Source organism: Pseudomonas sp. FSL W5-0299 (genome assembly GCF_005930655.1).
GTDB lineage: Bacteria > Pseudomonadota > Gammaproteobacteria > Pseudomonadales > Pseudomonadaceae > Aquipseudomonas > Aquipseudomonas mandelii.
In genome coordinates this window covers 287,166-304,272 of sequence record NZ_RXHX01000004.1, presented here as the reverse complement: position 1 = coordinate 304,272, position 17,107 = coordinate 287,166, and the positions used below count along the sequence as shown (strand labels likewise).

Annotated in this window: 21 protein-coding genes; 9 read left to right on the top strand and 12 right to left on the bottom strand. The window is 59.8% G+C overall.

Annotation, left to right across the window (positions count from 1 at the left end; all coding sequences use genetic code 11):
- The first annotated feature begins 97 nt into the window (after positions 1 to 97).
- Positions 98 to 661: an NAD(P)H nitroreductase gene (locus tag FHL16_RS08485; RefSeq protein WP_010461952.1), complete on the top strand. Its 564-nt coding sequence runs from the start codon at positions 98 to 100 to the stop codon at positions 659 to 661.
- 89 nt (positions 662 to 750) lie between these two features.
- Here FHL16_RS08485 and FHL16_RS08480 read toward each other — a convergent pair whose 3' ends face one another.
- From FHL16_RS08480 to FHL16_RS08455, 6 genes are all read right to left on the bottom strand, one after another.
- The gene (locus FHL16_RS08480; protein WP_077748020.1) at positions 751 to 2,091 is read right to left on the bottom strand and encodes a sensor histidine kinase; all 1,341 of its coding nucleotides are present in this window, start codon (positions 2,089 to 2,091) and stop codon (positions 751 to 753) included.
- A gap of 148 nt (positions 2,092 to 2,239) precedes the next feature.
- Complete coding sequence (locus FHL16_RS08475; RefSeq protein WP_077748019.1) at positions 2,240 to 2,689, bottom strand: Spy/CpxP family protein refolding chaperone; 450 nt, start codon at positions 2,687 to 2,689, stop codon at positions 2,240 to 2,242.
- A 262-nt stretch (positions 2,690 to 2,951) separates the two neighbouring features.
- Positions 2,952 to 3,629: a response regulator transcription factor gene (locus tag FHL16_RS08470; protein ID WP_010461945.1), complete on the bottom strand. Its 678-nt coding sequence runs from the start codon at positions 3,627 to 3,629 to the stop codon at positions 2,952 to 2,954.
- Positions 3,630 to 3,636: 7 nt separating this feature from the next.
- Complete coding sequence (locus tag FHL16_RS08465; RefSeq protein WP_010461943.1) at positions 3,637 to 4,050, bottom strand: translation initiation factor 2; 414 nt, start codon at positions 4,048 to 4,050, stop codon at positions 3,637 to 3,639.
- Between the two features lie 109 nt (positions 4,051 to 4,159).
- Positions 4,160 to 4,459 carry a YciI family protein gene (locus FHL16_RS08460; protein ID WP_008156126.1) on the bottom strand — a complete coding sequence of 100 codons (300 nt, stop codon included), beginning with the start codon at positions 4,457 to 4,459 and terminating at the stop codon, positions 4,160 to 4,162.
- Between the two features lies 1 nt (position 4,460).
- Positions 4,461 to 5,057: a septation protein A gene (locus FHL16_RS08455; protein WP_077748018.1), complete on the bottom strand. Its 597-nt coding sequence runs from the start codon at positions 5,055 to 5,057 to the stop codon at positions 4,461 to 4,463.
- A gap of 87 nt (positions 5,058 to 5,144) precedes the next feature.
- Here FHL16_RS08455 and FHL16_RS08450 point away from each other — a divergent pair, with 87 nt between their 5' ends.
- The 6 genes from FHL16_RS08450 (at position 5,145) to rluB (ending at position 10,262) form a co-directional block, all read left to right on the top strand.
- A complete protein-coding gene (locus FHL16_RS08450) occupies positions 5,145 to 6,008 on the top strand; it encodes a PHP domain-containing protein (RefSeq protein WP_010461935.1) in 864 nt (287 codons plus the stop codon).
- Positions 6,009 to 6,021: 13 nt separating this feature from the next.
- Complete coding sequence (locus tag FHL16_RS08445) at positions 6,022 to 6,651, top strand: L-threonylcarbamoyladenylate synthase (RefSeq protein WP_010461933.1); 630 nt, start codon at positions 6,022 to 6,024, stop codon at positions 6,649 to 6,651.
- Positions 6,652 to 7,473: a segregation and condensation protein A gene (locus FHL16_RS08440; protein ID WP_010461931.1), complete on the top strand. Its 822-nt coding sequence runs from the start codon at positions 6,652 to 6,654 to the stop codon at positions 7,471 to 7,473. It abuts the gene before it with no gap.
- Positions 7,474 to 7,484: 11 nt separating this feature from the next.
- Complete coding sequence (gene scpB, locus FHL16_RS08435; RefSeq protein ID WP_077748017.1) at positions 7,485 to 8,471, top strand: SMC-Scp complex subunit ScpB; 987 nt, start codon at positions 7,485 to 7,487, stop codon at positions 8,469 to 8,471.
- Between the two features lie 143 nt (positions 8,472 to 8,614).
- Entirely contained in the window at positions 8,615 to 8,806 is a 192-nt protein-coding gene (locus tag FHL16_RS08430) for a DUF1289 domain-containing protein (protein WP_077748016.1), read from the top strand.
- Positions 8,807 to 8,963: 157 nt separating this feature from the next.
- The gene (gene rluB, locus FHL16_RS08425) at positions 8,964 to 10,262 is read left to right on the top strand and encodes a 23S rRNA pseudouridine(2605) synthase RluB (RefSeq protein ID WP_077748015.1); all 1,299 of its coding nucleotides are present in this window, start codon (positions 8,964 to 8,966) and stop codon (positions 10,260 to 10,262) included.
- A gap of 233 nt (positions 10,263 to 10,495) precedes the next feature.
- Here the strand turns inward: rluB and FHL16_RS08420 are convergent, their stop codons facing one another.
- A complete protein-coding gene (locus FHL16_RS08420; protein WP_077748013.1) occupies positions 10,496 to 11,461 on the bottom strand; it encodes a leucyl aminopeptidase in 966 nt (321 codons plus the stop codon).
- Between the two features lie 70 nt (positions 11,462 to 11,531).
- Positions 11,532 to 11,669: a hypothetical protein gene (locus FHL16_RS34015; protein WP_010461921.1), complete on the bottom strand. Its 138-nt coding sequence runs from the start codon at positions 11,667 to 11,669 to the stop codon at positions 11,532 to 11,534.
- Positions 11,670 to 12,600: 931 nt separating this feature from the next.
- Here FHL16_RS34015 and FHL16_RS08410 point away from each other — a divergent pair.
- Together FHL16_RS08410 and arfB are read left to right on the top strand one after the other, a co-directional pair.
- Positions 12,601 to 14,016 (top strand): amino acid permease, encoded by a 1,416-nt coding sequence (locus tag FHL16_RS08410; RefSeq protein WP_077748012.1) that lies wholly within the window; start codon positions 12,601 to 12,603, stop codon positions 14,014 to 14,016.
- A 225-nt stretch (positions 14,017 to 14,241) separates the two neighbouring features.
- Positions 14,242 to 14,655, top strand: coding sequence for an alternative ribosome rescue aminoacyl-tRNA hydrolase ArfB (gene arfB, locus FHL16_RS08405; RefSeq protein ID WP_010461917.1), 414 nt, complete (start codon positions 14,242 to 14,244; stop codon positions 14,653 to 14,655).
- Here the strand turns inward: arfB and FHL16_RS08400 are convergent.
- From FHL16_RS08400 to FHL16_RS08390, 4 genes are all read right to left on the bottom strand, one after another.
- Positions 14,652 to 15,866: an MFS transporter gene (locus FHL16_RS08400; protein ID WP_010461916.1), complete on the bottom strand. Its 1,215-nt coding sequence runs from the start codon at positions 15,864 to 15,866 to the stop codon at positions 14,652 to 14,654. The two genes, arfB and FHL16_RS08400, sit on opposite strands and share 4 nt — an antisense overlap.
- Before the next feature lie 106 nt (positions 15,867 to 15,972).
- Positions 15,973 to 16,155 (bottom strand): hypothetical protein, encoded by a 183-nt coding sequence (locus FHL16_RS08395; RefSeq protein WP_010461914.1) that lies wholly within the window; start codon positions 16,153 to 16,155, stop codon positions 15,973 to 15,975.
- 77 nt (positions 16,156 to 16,232) lie between these two features.
- Positions 16,233 to 16,364, bottom strand: coding sequence for a hypothetical protein (locus tag FHL16_RS34700; protein WP_010461912.1), 132 nt, complete (start codon positions 16,362 to 16,364; stop codon positions 16,233 to 16,235).
- A gap of 271 nt (positions 16,365 to 16,635) precedes the next feature.
- A complete protein-coding gene (locus FHL16_RS08390) occupies positions 16,636 to 17,043 on the bottom strand; it encodes a PA2817 family protein (RefSeq protein WP_010461909.1) in 408 nt (135 codons plus the stop codon).
- Positions 17,044 to 17,107: the final 64 nt, after the last annotated feature.

Sequence of the window (17,107 nt, the reverse complement as noted above, 5' to 3'; positions counted from 1 at the left end):
AAGGCCGCTATTCTACCTGCGAGGCAGGGCATGTAAACCGGCATCCCCGCGCCAGATACCGCTAGAATAGCCGCACATATTTTTCAGGAGGTGGCCGATGCAGGCTCTCGACGCTTTGCTCAACCGTGTTTCCGTTCCACGACTGCTCGAACCGGCACCCACCGCAGAACAGCGCGAAGTGCTGTTTTCTGCCGCGATGCGTGCGCCGGACCACGGCCACTTGCAGCCTTGGCGCTTCCTGACAGTCGAAGGTGCGGCGCGCGAGCAAATGGGCGAGTTGCTGGCCGAAGCGGCGAAGCTGCAAGACAGCGAAGTGTCCGAGGCGGCGCTGGACAAGGCGCGTAACGGTCCGTTGCGCGCACCGCTGGTGGTTGTGGTGATCGCGCGGTTGCAGGACCACGTCAAATACCCGAAATCCGAGCAATTGCTGGCGGCAGGATGTGCCGCTCACGGGATTCTGCTGGCCGCTTACGCGCAAGGCATTGGCGCGGTGTGGCGCACAGGGGATCTGGCCTATTCGGCGCATGTGGCCAAGGGGCTGGGGTTGGCGGAAGGAGAACAGGTGATCGCCTTCCTGTACCTGGGCACACCGCAGAAAGAACCGCGCGTGGCCGAGAAGGTTGACCTGGCCGAGTTCGTCAGCGCCTGGCCCGGTCAGTAAGGATCGTTCCCACGCGCGTGGGAACGATCAGTGCCTCGATAGTGTGTTCAGCATAGGACCTGTAGGAGCGAGGCTTGCCCGCGAAGCTTTCAAGGCTGGACGACTGCACCGGGCACCAACGGTAATTCCAGGCTGGCGATGAACCCGCCTTGCGGGTGATTGGCCAGCACCAGGCTCCCGCCATGCCGTTCTGCCGCGCGTCGCGCAATCGCCAATCCCAAGCCATGTCCGGCCGCCGTCTGCCCCGGCGCCCGATAGAACGGCTCACCCAGCAGGTTCAAATGCTCGGCATCGACACCGGGCCCATGGTCCCTGACGCTGACCACAATCCGTTCGCCCTGGCGCACCGCCTGCATTTCAATCGGCTGCCCTGCGGGATTGAAGCGCTGGGCATTGCGCAGCAGGTTATCGACGGCACGCTCGATCATCGTCGGCCAGCCTTTGAGGTTCAGCTGCGGTTCGGCGTCGAGGTGAACGGTCTGCTCCGGTGAAGCCAATTGCGCATCTTTTTGCAGCGTATTGAGCAGCACGTTCAGATCCACTTCTTCAGCGCTGGCGTTGTCGGCATCGACCCGTGCCAGTACCAGGATTTCACTGATCAAGGCCTCTAGTCGATCGCACTCACGGGTCAAGCGTGGCGCGAGCTTCTCCCGTTCTTCGGGGGTGGCCCGTTCGGCCAGTGCCAAGGCAATGCGCAGTCGCGCCAGCGGTGAACGCAGTTCATGGGACACGTCGCGCAGTAACTGTCGCTGGCTGCCGATCAGACTTTGCAGGCGCGCACCCATGCGGTTGAAGTCGTTGGCCAATACACCAAATTCGTCGCGCCGGTTGGCCAGTTTCACCAGGCTGTTCTGCTGATAGGTGGTTTGCCCAAGGTCATGCACCGCGCCGCGCAAGCGGTTCAGCGGGCGAGTGATGGACAAGGTCACGAATAGGCTGAAGAGGGTCAGCACCACCAGCGCAATGCCCAGCGCACTTAGCGGCCAGAGCAGGCTTTCGCGGTGCCAGGCGTCCAGTTCCGGGTGCGGGATGCGGTAGATAAGCAGGTAGGTGTCGCCGGTCTTGGCGCTGGTGTATTCGTCGGTCAGACGTCGCCACGGCAGGCGGCGATCGTCGTTGTTCTGCCGTGCTTCGAAAGCCGCCGCACGCCGGGGAAAGGTACCGCGCACCACCGGGTCGCCGCTCTCGTTGAGCACCTGAACGTCAATGTGATACTGGCGCTTGCGCTGTTCCAGAATGTCCTGGGCCGCTTCCTCACCTTGGGCTTCGTAGGTTTGCGTCCACTGTTCGGCCAGGGTGTTGAGGCCCGGGTGGCGGCTGAGAATCCACGCGTCCTGGTTGAGCATGTGCCCCAACAGAATGGAAAGCCCTGCAACCAGAGTGATGGCCAGCCAGAAGCTGGCCAGGATACGCCAGAACAATGAGCGCACAGAAAATCCTCAAACGATCACAAATCCCATGTGGGAGCGGGCCGACCTGTAGGGGCGAGCGGTACGGCGATCCAACTTGCCCGCACCGCCAGGTCCTACAATGGCAAAAGACCCGACGGGGTTAGCCGTCGGGTCCGGGGTCAGTGCATTATTGCGCTTTTTGCGGTTGTTGCGCTTTCCACGCCTTGAATTCGGCCCATTCGGCGCGGCGCTCAGCCTTCTTCTTCTGGATCTCGTCGAATTTCTTCTGTTGATCCGGTTTCAGCAGGCCACGGACATCGGCTTCGGCTTTTTTGTGGTTGGCGGCCATTTCATCTTTCATGGCTTTCTGGTCGGCCGGCGAGAGTTTCTCCAGGTACTTCTCGACCACTTGCTTACGCTCGTGCATCTGCTCGCCCATGATTTTGCGGATCTGCTCACGCTGTTCGCGGCTCAGGTCCAGCTGGCTGTACGGGCCTTTACCGTGCATGCCGTGCATCTGACCGCCGTGGCGCGGGCCGTCCATCGGGCCATCCATCGGGCCGGAACCTTCAGGCATGGCCATGGCAACGGTCGGCAGGGCGGCAGCGAACATCAGAGCGATAAGAGTCTTGCGCATGGTGAATCTCCTTGTCTCGTTCCCGGTACGTTCCGGATGAGTTCAGAATACGCAGATCAAGGTCAGCGGCGGTCAGCGGAGCGTAAAGCTTGGGTAAAGACGATTTCGTGGCGTCCTTACAAACTTTGCTGGCAGTGTCCTGTGGCGAGGGGGCTTGCTCCCGTCGGGCTGCGAAGCGGCCCCAAAAGAAGGCCTGCTGCGCAGTCCAGCGGGAGCAAGCTCCCTCGCCACAGGTTTGCTCCCATCCGGTTCTTCCAGGTGTTCAGAGGCTGTAGTAGTAACCGCGGCTACGCAGGGCAACGATGCGTGGGCGGCCGTCGGGGTGTGGGCCGATTTTTTTGCGCAGGTTGCTGACGTGCATGTCCAGGCTGCGGTCGTACAGGGTCAGCTTGCGGCCGAGGGCGATTTGCGCCAGGTCCTGTTTGTCCAGCGGCTCGCCGGGTTGCTTGAGCAGGGCTTCGAGCAGACGGCTTTCGGAGACGGTGAGGGTGAATTCCTGTTCGTCGATGCTGACCACGCCACGCACTGGGCTGAAGCACAGGTCGCCCAGTTCGAGCTGGCTGGACACCGCCGTCGGATGACTGCGGCGCAGTACGGCGCGCAGACGGGCTGTCAGTTCCCGCGGGTCGCACGGCTTGGCCAGGTAATCGTCGGCGCCGAGTTCCAGGCCGAGGATGCGATCCAGTGGTTCGCCACGCGCAGACAGCATCAGCACCGGCAGGTCCGGATGGTCGCTGCGCAATTGCTTGAGCAATTCCAGACCGCTGCCGTCCGGCAGCATCACGTCCAGCACCACGGCGGCGGGGGAGGTTTCGGCCAGCGCACGGCGAGCACTCTGGCCGTCGTGGCAGGCACGGACCTGAAAGCCTTCCTGGCTCAGCCAACTGCTCAGGAGCTCGCACAGCTCCTGGTCATCATCAATTAATAACAGCTCGCTCATTACTCACTCAATTTAGCCATTGCCGACGTTTTCTGGTGGCACCACTGGCGAAGATACCGCAGAGCAGGGCCAATAGCGCAACTCCACCACCGATAACGAACCATTGCTGCTGATCAGTCAGCAGACGTGGCAGCGGATTGCTCGCCTGGGCTTCCTTGAGTTGCAGCTTGAGGCGCTGGTTCTCTTGGCGCAACCGGCCCAGCTGAGCGCTTTCGCGTTCACTGTCGGTATTTTGCAGTTGTTTGCTCAGTTCTTCCCGTTGCTGCTCGCTTACCTTCAAGCGCTGCTGCAACTCGGTGATCTGGCTGCCGGCGCTCAGCGACAGCGGCGTCGTACTGCCGCCCTCGGCGCTTTCTTCACCATGGGCCGGCGCTACCATCGACAACGTCACCAACATCAGACACAACGGACCTTTGCGCATCGCCACTCCTGATTCCAATACGAGTATTGGGCAGGTTGTCGGCCGGCGAACGAGAATAATGAGCGTTGAGCGCGCGATGAACCGGCAAGGTTCATCGCGCGGGCGCGATTTACGGCAGGACTTGCTTGAACGGCTTGACCGAAACGTTGGCGTAGACGCCCGCAGCGATGTACGGATCCGCATCTGCCCAGGCCTGGGCGGCGCTCAGGGAATCGAACTCGGCGACGATCAGGCTGCCGGTGAAACCCGCCGCGCCCGGATCATTGCTGTCGACCGCCGGGTGCGGGCCGGCTAATACGATACGACCTTCGCCCTTGAGCACTTGCAGGCGCTCAAGGTGGGCAGGCCGAGCGGCCAGGCGGGCTTCCAGGGAGTTGGCGACGTCTGTGGCAATGATTGCGTAAAGCATGTCAGTCCTCGGTTTTTGGCGTGGTGGTATCGGCGTCGTGCAGGTGGCGGGACAGGTAAATGCCCTGTGCGACCAGGAACAGCAACGTCATGCCCAGGCTGCCGAAGACTTTGAAGTCGACCCAGTAGCTCTGGAACGTGAACGCGACGAACAGGTTGGCAGCACCGCAAAACAGGAAAAAGCCGATCCAGGCGATGTTCAGTCGCGTCCAGACCTGGTCCGGCAGGGTCAGTGCGTGGCCCATGATGCGCTTGATCAGCAGTTGCTCGCCGATGAAGTGGCTGCCAATGAACGCCAGGGCGAACAGCCAGTTGACCACCGGCGCTTTCCACTTCAGGAAGGTCTCGCTGTGGAACGCCAGGGTCAGGCTACCGAAGACCAGGCAGGCGATGAGGGTCAGCCATTGGCTCTTTTCCAGCTTGCGCTGCTTGATGAACAGCGCACCGTAAACCACCAGGGAGCTGATGATCAGCATCGCGGTGGCGCTGTAAATACCGCCTACAGTCAGTTGATGACCGCCGATGTCGACGACCCGTGGATCAATTTTGAAAACGATGAAAAACAGCAGGAGCGGGATGAAATCGATGAATTGTTTCACAGTGGCAGCCAGAAGCAGGATGTGGCGGCATAATAACAAACATATGGGCGCGCGATAGCGCCAGCTGATTTGAGGTAACACATCCCCGTGAATGTTGATTTGCACTGCCATAGCACCGCCTCCGATGGCGCTCTCGCGCCTGCTGTCCTGGTGGCGCGTGCGTTCGAGAAAGGCGTGCGAGTCTTGGCCTTGACCGATCACGACACCCTCGAGGGCCTCGATGAGGCCCGCAGTGCGGCGACCTCGCTGGGAATGCAACTGGTCAACGGCGTCGAATTGTCCTGCACCTGGGGCGGCGCGACCATTCATGTGCTCGGCTACGGATTTGATGTCAATGCCGAACCGTTGGTCGAGGCGATCGCCAAATTGCACGATGGCCGCTGGCTACGGTCCGAAGAAATAAGCCGCAAGCTGGCATTGAAAGGCATGCCCGGCGCGCTGGAAGGTGCCCGGGCGATCCAGCAGGAACTGGGCGACAGCGGCAATGCGCCGGCCCGTCCGCACTTCGCCGACTGGATGGTGCGTGAAGGTTTCGTCAAGGATCGCGCTGAAGCGTTCCGTAAATGGCTGGGCGCCGGCAAGCTGGGCGACGTCAAGCAGCATTGGCCGACCCTGGAAGACACGGTCGAAACGCTGCGAGCCGCGAAAGCCTGGGTCAGCCTGGCGCATCCGTGGCACTACGATTTCACTCGCAGCAAGCGTCGCCGCCTGATTTCTGACTATATTCAAGCCGGGGGCCACGCAATTGAAGTGGTCAATGGCCATCAGCCCGCCGAGCAAGTGGGCAGCCTGGCGATTCTTGCCCGCGAGTTCGGTCTGCTGGTCAGCGCCGGCAGTGATTTTCATGGCCCTGGAGGCTGGTCCGAGATCGGCGAGTACCGCCCGCTCCCGGAGGATCTGCCACCACTGTGGTGTCGATTCAAACATGACCCAATTATTGCCGCCGTCTGAACAGGTAGAGAATGTGAGTCAATTTTTCCAGATTCATCCGGAAAACCCGCAAGCGCGCCTGATCAAACAGGCTGTCGAAATCATCCGTGGCGGCGGGGTGGTGATTTATCCCACAGACTCGTCCTACGCCATTGGTTGCCAGATCGGCGACAAGAATGCCGTGGATCGCGTGCGCCGTTTGCGTGGGCTGGATGAAAAGCACAACTTCGCGCTGATTTGCAGCGACCTGTCGCAACTGGGGGTGTTCGCCAAGATCGACACGGGCACCTTCCGCTTGCTCAAGGCGCACCTACCGGGGCCTTACACCTTCATTCTCAACGCCACCCGCGAAGTCCCGCGGCTGTTGTTGCACCCGAAAAAACGCACCATCGGCCTGCGGGTGCCGAGCCATCCGATTGCCCTGGCGCTGCTGGAAGAACTCGGCGAGCCCTTGATGAGCGTGACCCTGATCATGCCCGGCGACACCGATCCGATGAGCGATCCTTACGAAATGCGCCAATTGCTTGAGCATCAGGTCGACCTGATCATCGATGGCGGTTTCGGCGGGATCAAGGCGTCCACCGTGATCAACCTCGCCGACGGCGAGCCGGAAGTGATCCGCGTCGGTTGCGGCGACCCTACGCCGTTCATGGCCGAGGCGTAGATGTCTGCAGTAGAACCCGTTGTCGACAGTCAGGCCGGCGCCCAGCAAGAGCTGCCCTTCGCCATGGTCTATGGCCAGGCGGTCATGGAAATGCCGCTGGACCTGTACATCCCGCCGGATGCGCTCGAAGTGTTTCTCGAAGCCTTCGAGGGGCCCCTCGACCTGCTGCTGTACCTGATCCGCAAGCAGAACATCAACATCCTCGACATTCCCGTGGCGGAAATCACTCGCCAGTACATGGGCTATGTCGAGCTGATGCAGTCGGTGCGCCTGGAACTGGCCGCCGAGTACCTGGTGATGGCCGCGATGCTGGCCGAGATCAAGTCGCGGATGCTGTTGCCGCGGGCCGAAACCATCGAAGACGAAGAAGATGACCCGCGCGCCGAACTGATCCGTCGCTTGCAGGAATACGAACGCTTCAAGGCGGCGGCCGAAGGCATCGATGGCCTGACTCGCGTCGGGCGTGACGTGGTGGTGCCCAAACTGGATGCCCCGGAAGCGCGGGCGCGCAAGCTGTTGCCGGACGTGCGTTTGTCAGAGCTGCTGCTGTCCATGGCCGAGGTCCTGCGCCGTGGCGACATGTTCGAAAGTCACCAGGTCAGTCGCGAGGCATTGTCCACCCGCGAACGCATGAGCGATGTGCTGGACCGGCTCAAGGGCGGCGGTTTCGTGCCCTTTGTCGAGCTGTTCACCGCTGAAGAAGGACGCCTGGGGGTGGTGGTGACCTTTATGGCGATCCTCGAACTGGTCAAGGAATCTTTGGTCGAGCTGGTGCAGAATGAGCCGTTCGCGGCGATCCACGTGCGAGCCCGAGCCGAATAACGAGTTGAATCATGAACCTGACTGAACCCCGCGAGCTGGCGCCATTGCTTGAAGCCTTTCTGTTGGCCTCGGGAAAACCGCAATCGCTTGAACGCCTGTTCGAACTCTTCGAAGAGGGCGAGCGCCCTGAGCCGCCAGTCTTCAAGAAAGCCCTGACGATTCTGGCCAAGTCCTGCGACGGACGCGCCTTCGAGCTGAAGGAAGTGGCCTCCGGGTATCGCCTGCAGATCCGCGAAAAGTTCTCGCCATGGGTAGGCCGTTTGTGGGAAGAACGCCCGCAGCGTTATTCCCGCGCCATGCTCGAAACCATCGCCTTGATCGCCTATCGCCAGCCGATCACCCGGGGCGAGATCGAGGACGTGCGGGGCGTGGCGGTCAACAGTCACATCGTCAAGACCCTGCTGGAACGCGAGTGGATTCGTATCGTCGGGTACCGCGACGTGCCTGGCAAACCGGCGATGTTTGCCACCACCAAGGCGTTTCTCGACCACTTCAACCTGAAGAACCTCGACGATTTGCCGCCACTGGCTGAGTTGCGAGAGCTGGAGCCTGATCCGGTGCTCGATTTTGACGACGCGCCGGTACCGGCAGGCTTGCAGGAACTGGCGGATGCCAGTGCCGAACCGGAAGAACCCAAGGAGGAGACCAGTTTCCATACGCTGTTGCTGGAACTGGACACCATGGAAGAGGGGCTCAAGACCGACTTCGATGACATCCTGCGTGATAGTGCGGTAACGGATTCCGAAGAGGTGCTGGATCAGCCTGAGCCTGAAATCGAAGTTGAACTTCAAGTCGAGCCTGAAGCCACAGTCGAAGAAGAACCGGAAGAAGAGTTGGAAGATGACGTGCTGGGTGTCGCCGAAGCGCGGGAGAAACTTCTGGCTGCTGTGGCTGCCCTCGAACAGCACAAACCCGAACCCGAATTGAGCGACGAAGAGGCCGAAGCCCGGGCTCTGGCCGAAGCCATCGAAGCCGAACGCCGCGAATTCGACGACTGACCCGGATCATGTGGACGCCGATTCCCCTTTGGGAGTGAGCCTGTTCGCGATAGCGGTGGGTCAGGCAAAACGATGTCGATTGACACTCCCTCATCGCGAGCAGGCTCGCTCCTACAGGGGTTCTGTGTTGCCTGGAGAATTTGATGAGCTCAACCAAAGACCCCTGCATCAGCGTCTGCAAATTCGCCGATGACATCTGCCTCGGCTGCGGCCGCAGCAAGCGCGAGATCAGGGCCTGGAAGAAACTCGACAAGTCCGACAAGCGCACGGTGCTGGCCGAAGCGTCGCTGCGGTTGATCAAACTTGGCGCCGCCGGTCGGCGGAAAGGCAAGTAAGTCTCCATTCATCAGCTAGTCTCTGATGCGCGAACGCTTCCATGAGCGTATGATTCGCGACCCTTTGGCGATCCCTTTGCCAAAGTACCCAGTTTTACATCGCTTCAGGACGCTCAATTCAGGGCCGCCTGAACAGACCACACCGGGAGGTGCCCAGATGAGTATCAACGACCAGAAAGACGACCAGGAAATCGGCCCAGCAGGCGAAAAACTGCAGAAAGTCCTCGCCCGTATCGGCGTCGGCTCGCGCCGTGACGTGGAAGCCTGGATCAGCCACGGCCGCATCAAGGTCAATGGCAAAGACGCCACCCTTGGGCAGCGCGTCGACATGCACGACGCCATCACCATTGATGGCAAGGTGATCAAGCGCGAAGAAGCCGCCGAGTCGGTACGCCGCGTGATCATGTACAACAAGCCCGACGGTGAAATCTGCACTCGCCTTGATCCGGAAGGCCGTCCGACCGTTTTCGACAAGATGCCGCGCCCGAAAGAAGGTCGCTGGATCAACATCGGTCGCCTGGACATCAACACCACCGGCCTGCTGATGTTCACCACCGACGGTGAGCTGGCCAACCGCCTGATGCACCCGTCCTACGAAATGGACCGTGAATACGCGGTACGTGTCCGTGGTGAAGTCGATGACGAAATGATCGAGCGTCTAAAGGCAGGCGTCGTCCTCGAAGACGGCCCGGCCAAGTTCACCGACATCAAGCAAGCACCTGGTGGCGAAGGTTTCAACCATTGGTACCACTGCGTGGTGATGGAAGGTCGCAACCGCGAAGTTCGTCGTCTGTGGGAATCCCAGGGCCTGGTGGTCAGCCGTCTGAAGCGCGTGCGTTTCGGTCCGGTGTTCCTCAACTCCGACCTGCCGATGGGCCGCTGGCGCGAAATGAGCCAGTACGAAGTCGACATTCTGAGTGCTGAAGTCGGCCTGACCCCAGTGGCCATGCCGCAAATGAACGCCAAGAGCAAAGACAAGCTCGACCGCATGCAGCGTAAATCGTCGCGTCCAATGGGCAAGACCGAGCGCGTGCGTTCGTTGCGTCCAGCCATCGGCAACCAGACCGCTGCTACGCCGCGTGACTCCCGTGAACCGCAAATCGAAGGCGAGCGTCCAGCCCGCAAACCAGCAGCGCCACGCGCTGATGGCGAGCGCGGTCCACGCACGCCGCGTCCGGCCAACGGTCGCACTGAACGTGGCGAAGGCCGTGGTGCTCCAAGTGGTGGTCGCAGTGATCGCGGTGCTCCAGCCGGTCGTGGCGAGTCTCGTGGTGAGTCGGGTCGCGGTACGCCAGTGGCAGACCGTCCTTCCGACATCAAGCGCCCGGCCAAGGCACCGGCGAAGAAGCGCCCAGGCATCGTTCTGGTCGACAAGGATGCGCCATCAGGCAAACGCCGTGGTGCGCCAGCCGGTTCGGGCCAGCGTCCGGGCTTTGGTCGTCGCAAGCCTGAGTAATCGGTAAGCACCGAATAAAAAACGCCAACCCTCGGGTTGGCGTTTTTTTTGGTCTGGCAAAAGCCGGTCTTCAGAATGCAGATAAACCTGTGGCGAGGAAGCTTGCTCCCGTTGGGTCGCGAAGCGGCCCCAAACCCTCTACCCCGGTGTGTCAGGCAAATCGTGGCGGCAGGTTTTGCGACTGCTGCGCAGTCGAACGGGAGCAAGCTCCCTCGCCACAGGGTTCATGTTGCTTAGAAAACAAACCGCCCATCAAACACCGGCTCATCATCCAGCGCCAACACGCCGCTGGAGAAGATCAGGTCCAGATGATGGCTGCCCTTGGCCCCACCACCCAACCCCAGATGCAGCCCGCAATGGCGCTCCTCGAACCCGGCATTTCGGGCATACAGCGCCTTCACGCCTTCATTGGTGCCGATTCCCAATTCCTCAATGCGCCGGTTCGACGGATTGGCCTCCAGGTACTTGTTGAAATCATGTTCCAGTCCCGGCACTTCCGTGGCGATCTTGTGGATGGTCGAGTTCTCGATCCACAACTCCAGCGGCGAATCCAGCACCCCGTACTTGCGGGCAAACGGAATGGTGCTGAGGAAGGTCCCCATGAACTTCACCCGGCCGTTGATCGCTTCGCTGTGCGTGGCAATTTCACCGGGGGCCAAATCAAAGTTGCCGATGCCGTTGATGTCGGTCCACTTCTTGATGCTGTTCAGCGGTGTTTCAAACCACGAGCCGTGATCATCTTTGAAACTCAACGTTGTCGCGTGAGACATGCGCTGGATCAAGTGGCTGTTCAAACCCGCTATGCGCTGCGGAGTGACGCTGAAAGTGTCGTAGAAGTAATCGCCGTAATCCTTGAACAGCAGCGACTTCTTCCAGTTCTCGGCCATTACACCTTGCAGCGCACGGACAAACTCCGGGCCGTCGGGGCGAGGATTGGGCAGGGTGGAAGAGTCGTAGAAGAAAATGTACAGATCGCTTTCGGCAATCGCCTGGGCCAGCTTTTCTGTCGGCTCGATGTCCAGGCGCATGGTGCTGAAACGGAAGGGCTGGCTGTCACTGGCCTGTTCGGCGATGGCGCCGGTCAGTGCCTCGTAATCAGCGGTGTGGCCGAGCAAGACCTTTGCCGGGTTGATGCCGGCAACGGCAGGGTGGTGTTCGAGGTAGTAAAGGAAATGCGAAATGGCGCGTTGCTTATCCATGTAGTCCTCCCTGACAAACCGAGAAAAAGTGGCAGGCACAACCGGCCGGATCGTGCCTGCCGGGTGGGCCTTACAGAGGCCACATCGCCGTGCCGAACGGAACAACCGCATCGGCTTGCATCATTTCAACGGCGGCTTCATGGGTCGGTGCTTCAAACCAATCGTCCAGTTGCAGTTCAGTTTCCAAGTCTTTTTCAAGTGCTTGCATTGTGAATCTCCTAGATGACTTTTTCGGTAAGTGCAGCGGCGCGTTTTTCAGTCATTGAATAACGTGCCAACTTGCCGGTCGATGCGTCTCGGCAAGTCGCTGAAAACCTAGTCCAGAGCTTTTTAAATTGCAAAAAAATAATCAAATTAGATTTATTTGAACTTTTTATTCTGTTTTATCAGGGCCTGTTTATCGATTAAAAACAAAAAACTAACTCGACCTTTTCCTTAGGAAGCTTCCTAACGTCAATTTGCAGTCGTCCTACGGATTGATCTGATTTGGAAAGTCTGCGTTACGGCTTGTAAAGAAAAGCTGACGGATTATCGCCTCTGAGCCCTTGGATTGACGTCCACGGAAGGTGTGTAAGGAAATCCTTCCGCAAACACGTCGCTCAACCACCCTGCAAGGCTCTGGCTCGCTTGTTTCAACGGCGCTGGCAGGGTGAGATGCGCTCCATGCCTGTCGTGCAGGTGCATAACAAGAAGGAGGCGCAATGAACGCCGTGACTCATCTCCACTTCTCCCCCGAGGGCGATTTGTTCGTCGTCCCCGTCGAAGACCCGCAAAGGTCTGACCCAGTTTTTGCAGCCGCCCGAGACCCTCGGGGCGGACACAGGCAATCCCGGCAAACGACGCGCTGATCCAGCGGTGTCTGGCAGCAGGGGGTTACAGGTGTACAATGCGCCGCGTTTTAACTGTGACCTCCTGCGCATCTGCGCAAACCTCAAGGCTATCCGCCTTGTTCACTCCGCCGCGCCACAAGCGTGTCGGGTTCGATTTCGTCACAGATAAAAACAAACAGGTGACGCATGACCGTTGTAAAAACGCTGAACTCCTTTTGCCTTCGCTGGGGTTTGATCGGCGCTGCTTGAAATCGCAACCGAGCAGCAACGTCTAACGAACATCATCAAACCTTGCGTGAGACCCTTTTCATGAGTGGACAAAACTCGCATTCAGGCGAGCTGAAACGCGGCCTGAAAAATCGCCATATTCAACTGATCGCCCTCGGTGGCGCGATCGGTACCGGGCTGTTCCTGGGCTCGGCCGGTGTACTGAAATCTGCCGGCCCGTCGATGATCCTCGGCTACGCCATCTGCGGCTTCATTGCCTTCATGATCATGCGCCAGCTCGGCGAAATGATTGTCGAAGAGCCTGTGGCGGGTTCCTTCAGCCACTTCGCCCATAAATACTGGGGCGGGTTCGCCGGCTTCCTGTCGGGCTGGAACTGCTGGATCCTGTACATCCTGGTGGGCATGTCGGAGCTGACTGCGGTCGGCAAATACATCCACTACTGGGCGCCACACATTCCGACCTGGGTCTCGGCCGCCGGCTTCTTCGTCCTGATCAACCTGATCAACCTGGCCAACGTCAAAGTCTTTGGCGAGGCCGAGTTCTGGTTCGCGATCATCAAGGTCGTGGCGATTGTCGGCATGATCGCGCTCGGCAGCTACCTGCTGGTCAGCGGCCACGGCGGCCCGCAAGCCTCGGTGACCAACCTGTGGGCCCACGGCGGTTTCTTCCCGAACGGGGTTAGCGGCCTGGTGATGGCCATGGCGATCATCATGTTCTCCTTCGGCGGCCTGGAAATGCTCGGTTTCACCGCAGCAGAAGCCGACAAGCCGAAAACCGTGATCCCGAAAGCCATCAACCAGGTGATCTACCGGATCCTGATTTTCTACATCGGTGCGCTGGTCATCCTGCTGTCGCTGACGCCATGGGACAGCCTGTTGGCGACCCTGAACGCGTCGGGTGATTCCTACAGCGGCAGCCCGTTCGTGCAAGTGTTCTCGATGCTTGGCAGCGACACCGCCGCACACATCCTCAACTTCGTGGTCCTGACGGCGGCGCTGTCGGTGTACAACAGCGGCACTTACTGCAACAGCCGGATGCTGCTGGGCATGGCCGAGCAGGGCGATGCGCCGAAAGCCTTGGCGAAAATCGACAAGCGCGGCGTGCCGGTGCGTTCGATCCTCGCTTCGGCGGCGGTGACGTTGATTGCGGTGTTGCTGAACTACCTGATCCCGCAAAACGCGCTGGAACTGCTGATGTCGCTGGTGGTTGCCACCCTGGTGATCAACTGGGCGATGATCAGCTTCTCGCATTTCAAGTTCCGCCAGCACATGGACAAGACCAAGCAGACGCCGCTATTCAAAGCCCTGTGGTACCCATACGGGAACTACGTCTGCCTGGCGTTCGTGGTGTTCATTCTCGGCGTAATGCTGTTGATCCCGGGCATCCAGATCTCGGTGTATGCGATTCCGGTTTGGGTCGCGTTCATGTGGGTGTGCTACGGCATCAAGAACAAGCGCAGCGCTCAGCATGCGTTGCAGGCTGCAAACACGAAGTAAGCGCAGCTCGCAGAAACAACAAACCCGGCCAATGTGCCGGGTTTGTTGTTTTCAGGCCTCACACAACCCCCTGTAGGAGTGAGCCTGCTCGCGATGGGGTCGTGTCAGGCAACAAAGATGTCGACTGACAACACTGCTATCGCGGGCAAGCCTCGCTCCTACAGGGACCGCATGCTTTCAGTTCATTCGCGGTATCCTGCGCGTTCTGAATACGGACGCTTTTCCATGCTGGTGATTTCCAACAATGTGCATCTGCCGGATGCCGAGATCGAGTTGACCGCCATCCGCGCGCAAGGCGCCGGTGGGCAGAACGTCAATAAGGTCTCCAGCGCCATGCACCTGCGCTTCGACATTCCGGCCTCGTCCTTGCCCGAGTTCTACAAGGAACGGCTGCTGGCGCTGCGTGACAGTCGCATCACCAGCGATGGCGTGTTGATTATCAAGGCCCAGCAATACCGCACGCAGGAAGCCAATCGCGCCGATGCGCTGGAGCGGCTGGTCGAGTTGATTCTCAGCGCCACCAAAGTCGAGAAGAAACGCCGCCCGACCAAGCCGACCCTCGGTTCGAAGAAGCGTCGGCTGGAATCCAAGACCAAGCGCGGCAGCATCAAGGCCGGGCGCGGCAAGATCGATTTCTAGCGAGCGTCGCGCCCTTCGCGGTACTTTTCACTCAAGTGCTTCGGTGCCTGCCGGTACAAATAAACGCTCAGCGCCAAACCGCTCAATGCAGCAATCGCGGCGAACAGGAAGATCGAGGCAAAGCCAAACCCTGCAGCAATCGCACCGGCCAGCGGCCCGGTAATCCCCAGCGACAAATCGATGAACAGCGAGTAAGCCCCGACCGCAGCACCGCGACTGGAGGCCGGCACCAGGTTGACCGCTTCCACGCCCAGCGCCGGGAACACCAGCGAGAAGCCGAAACCGCTCAATGCCGCACCGGCCAGTGCCCAATGTGCATCCGGCGCCAGCCACAGCAGCAGCAGCCCCAGGGTTTCCACCGACAGGCAGGCAATCGCCACGCGAAAGCCGCCGAGGCGGTTGATCAGGTTGCCGAACAGCAATCGCGCGCCGATGAAACTGGCGCCGAACAGGCTCAGGCACAGCACCGCGTTGTCCCAGTGCTGTGTGGCGTAATACAGCGTGATGAAGGTGGCGATGGTGCCGAAACCGATCGAGCCCAGGGCCAGGCCGCAACCATGGGGCAGCACCCGTCCCAGCACATGCATGAACGGCAACCGTTCACCGACCACAATCGGCGCGGCGGTTTTTGGCCAGGCCAGTGCCAGGCCGAGGACGGCCAGCAGCACGATGCTCACGCCCATGCTCCACAAGCCCAGTTGACTGACCAGCAACACACCCAACGGCGCGCCGACTGCCAGTGCGCCGTAACTCGCTATACCGTTCCAGGAGATGACTTTGGCGGTGTTCGCCGCGCCGACCCGGCCGATGCCCCAACCAATCGAGCCGGAGCCCACCAGGCTTTCCGCGCTGCCGAGCACCAGGCGGCCGATCAGCAGGCTGATCAGGCTCAGCATCGGCAGGCTTTGGGTCCAGGCTGAAATCAGCATGAACACGCCGCTCAAACCGCAACCGGCGAGACCGTACATCACCGCGAGTTTGCTGCCCTTATTGTCGATGATTTTCCCGGCATAAGGGCGGCTGAGCAGGGTGGCCAGGTATTGCACGCTGATCACCAGCCCCGCGATTACTGCGCCGAAGCCGAGATCGCTGTGGACGTAGCCGGGCAATACGGCGAGGGGAATGCCGATGTTCAGGTAGCCGATGAAGGTAAAGAGAACGATGGAAACGACTTGCAGCGTGACCGCCAGGGGGCGCTGGTTTTCAGACATGGGTAAAGGTCCACGGGAAAGCAGGATAGATAGGCTGCTTATGATAGCGGCGCGAGCGTCCGTGGGGCGTGGAAAAAGTAAAACTATTTGCCGTGCGGGGGGTTAATCAGGGTTTTGCGGGGGCGACCAGTTGCGTCGTGACCAGGGCGGCCAGGGCGTTTTCTTCGGTGCCGAAACGGGCGAGCAACGCGGCTTGTTTCTCGGGGGAGAGGCGATTCCAGATCTCGATCATCTTCTCGGCGGTGCCGATCAGGACGCTGGCCTGGGTCTCTGTGAAGTCGTCGGTCATGGTGGGCAGCTCAAGGGTTCAGGCGGTGTGGAAAGCGCATGTTAGCGCTTTCCACACGGTCTGGCATTGCAGGTGTTTCAGTCTTCGCTGTCGGCCTGGCGGCGTTCAGTGGCTTCTTTCGGCTCGGGCTGTTGGGCACCGGCTTGTTGCGTGGTTGTCTGCTCAGTTTCGTGCAGGCTTGGGAAGGGGAGATTAGGGATCTCGTGCATGGTTCGCGCTCCTCGCAAAGTCTGTTGATAGATCTGGTAGATCCGCGCTTTTAAAAAGCTTGGGCAGGATACAGCAGGAGAAATGACAAACAGACTTTTATATCCATTTGTTTCGACGGATGGAGTTGTCTAGACAGGTCAGTAGCAGTGACACAAAACCAAGGTGCGAGCCTGTTCGCGAAGGGCCCGGCCAGACATCACATTATTCGGCAATGCCATAAAAAAGGCCCGCATGAATAACCATGCGGGCCCTTTGCATTCCAGTCGGTGATCAGTGCTTCGGCTCGTCGTTCGACATTGCCAACAGCTGTTTTTCCTGATTCCAGTCGAAAGGTTCGTCGTTCTGTTCGGCTTCGAAACGACGCTCTTCCAGTGCCTGGTACAAATCGATTTCATCATCGGGCATGTAATGCAGGCAGTCACCGGCGAAATACCACAACAGGTCGCGCGGGACCAGGTGGGCGATTTGCGGGTAACGGGTGATCACCTGGCACAGAATGTCCTGGCCCAGGTATTGGCTTTCGATCGGGTCGACCGGCAGCAACGCACGCAATTCGTCGAAGCGCTCCAGGAACAAGGCATGGCTTTCTTCGGGAACCTGTTCGGCCTCACCTACCGCGACCAGGATGCTGCGCAAGTGGTCGAGCAAGACAAGATGATCGGCAACGACGTTGGACACGAGATAAGTCCTCAAGAGCAAAACGGGCGCAGGAGTATAAAGCTCCTGCGCCCGTTTTTACAGG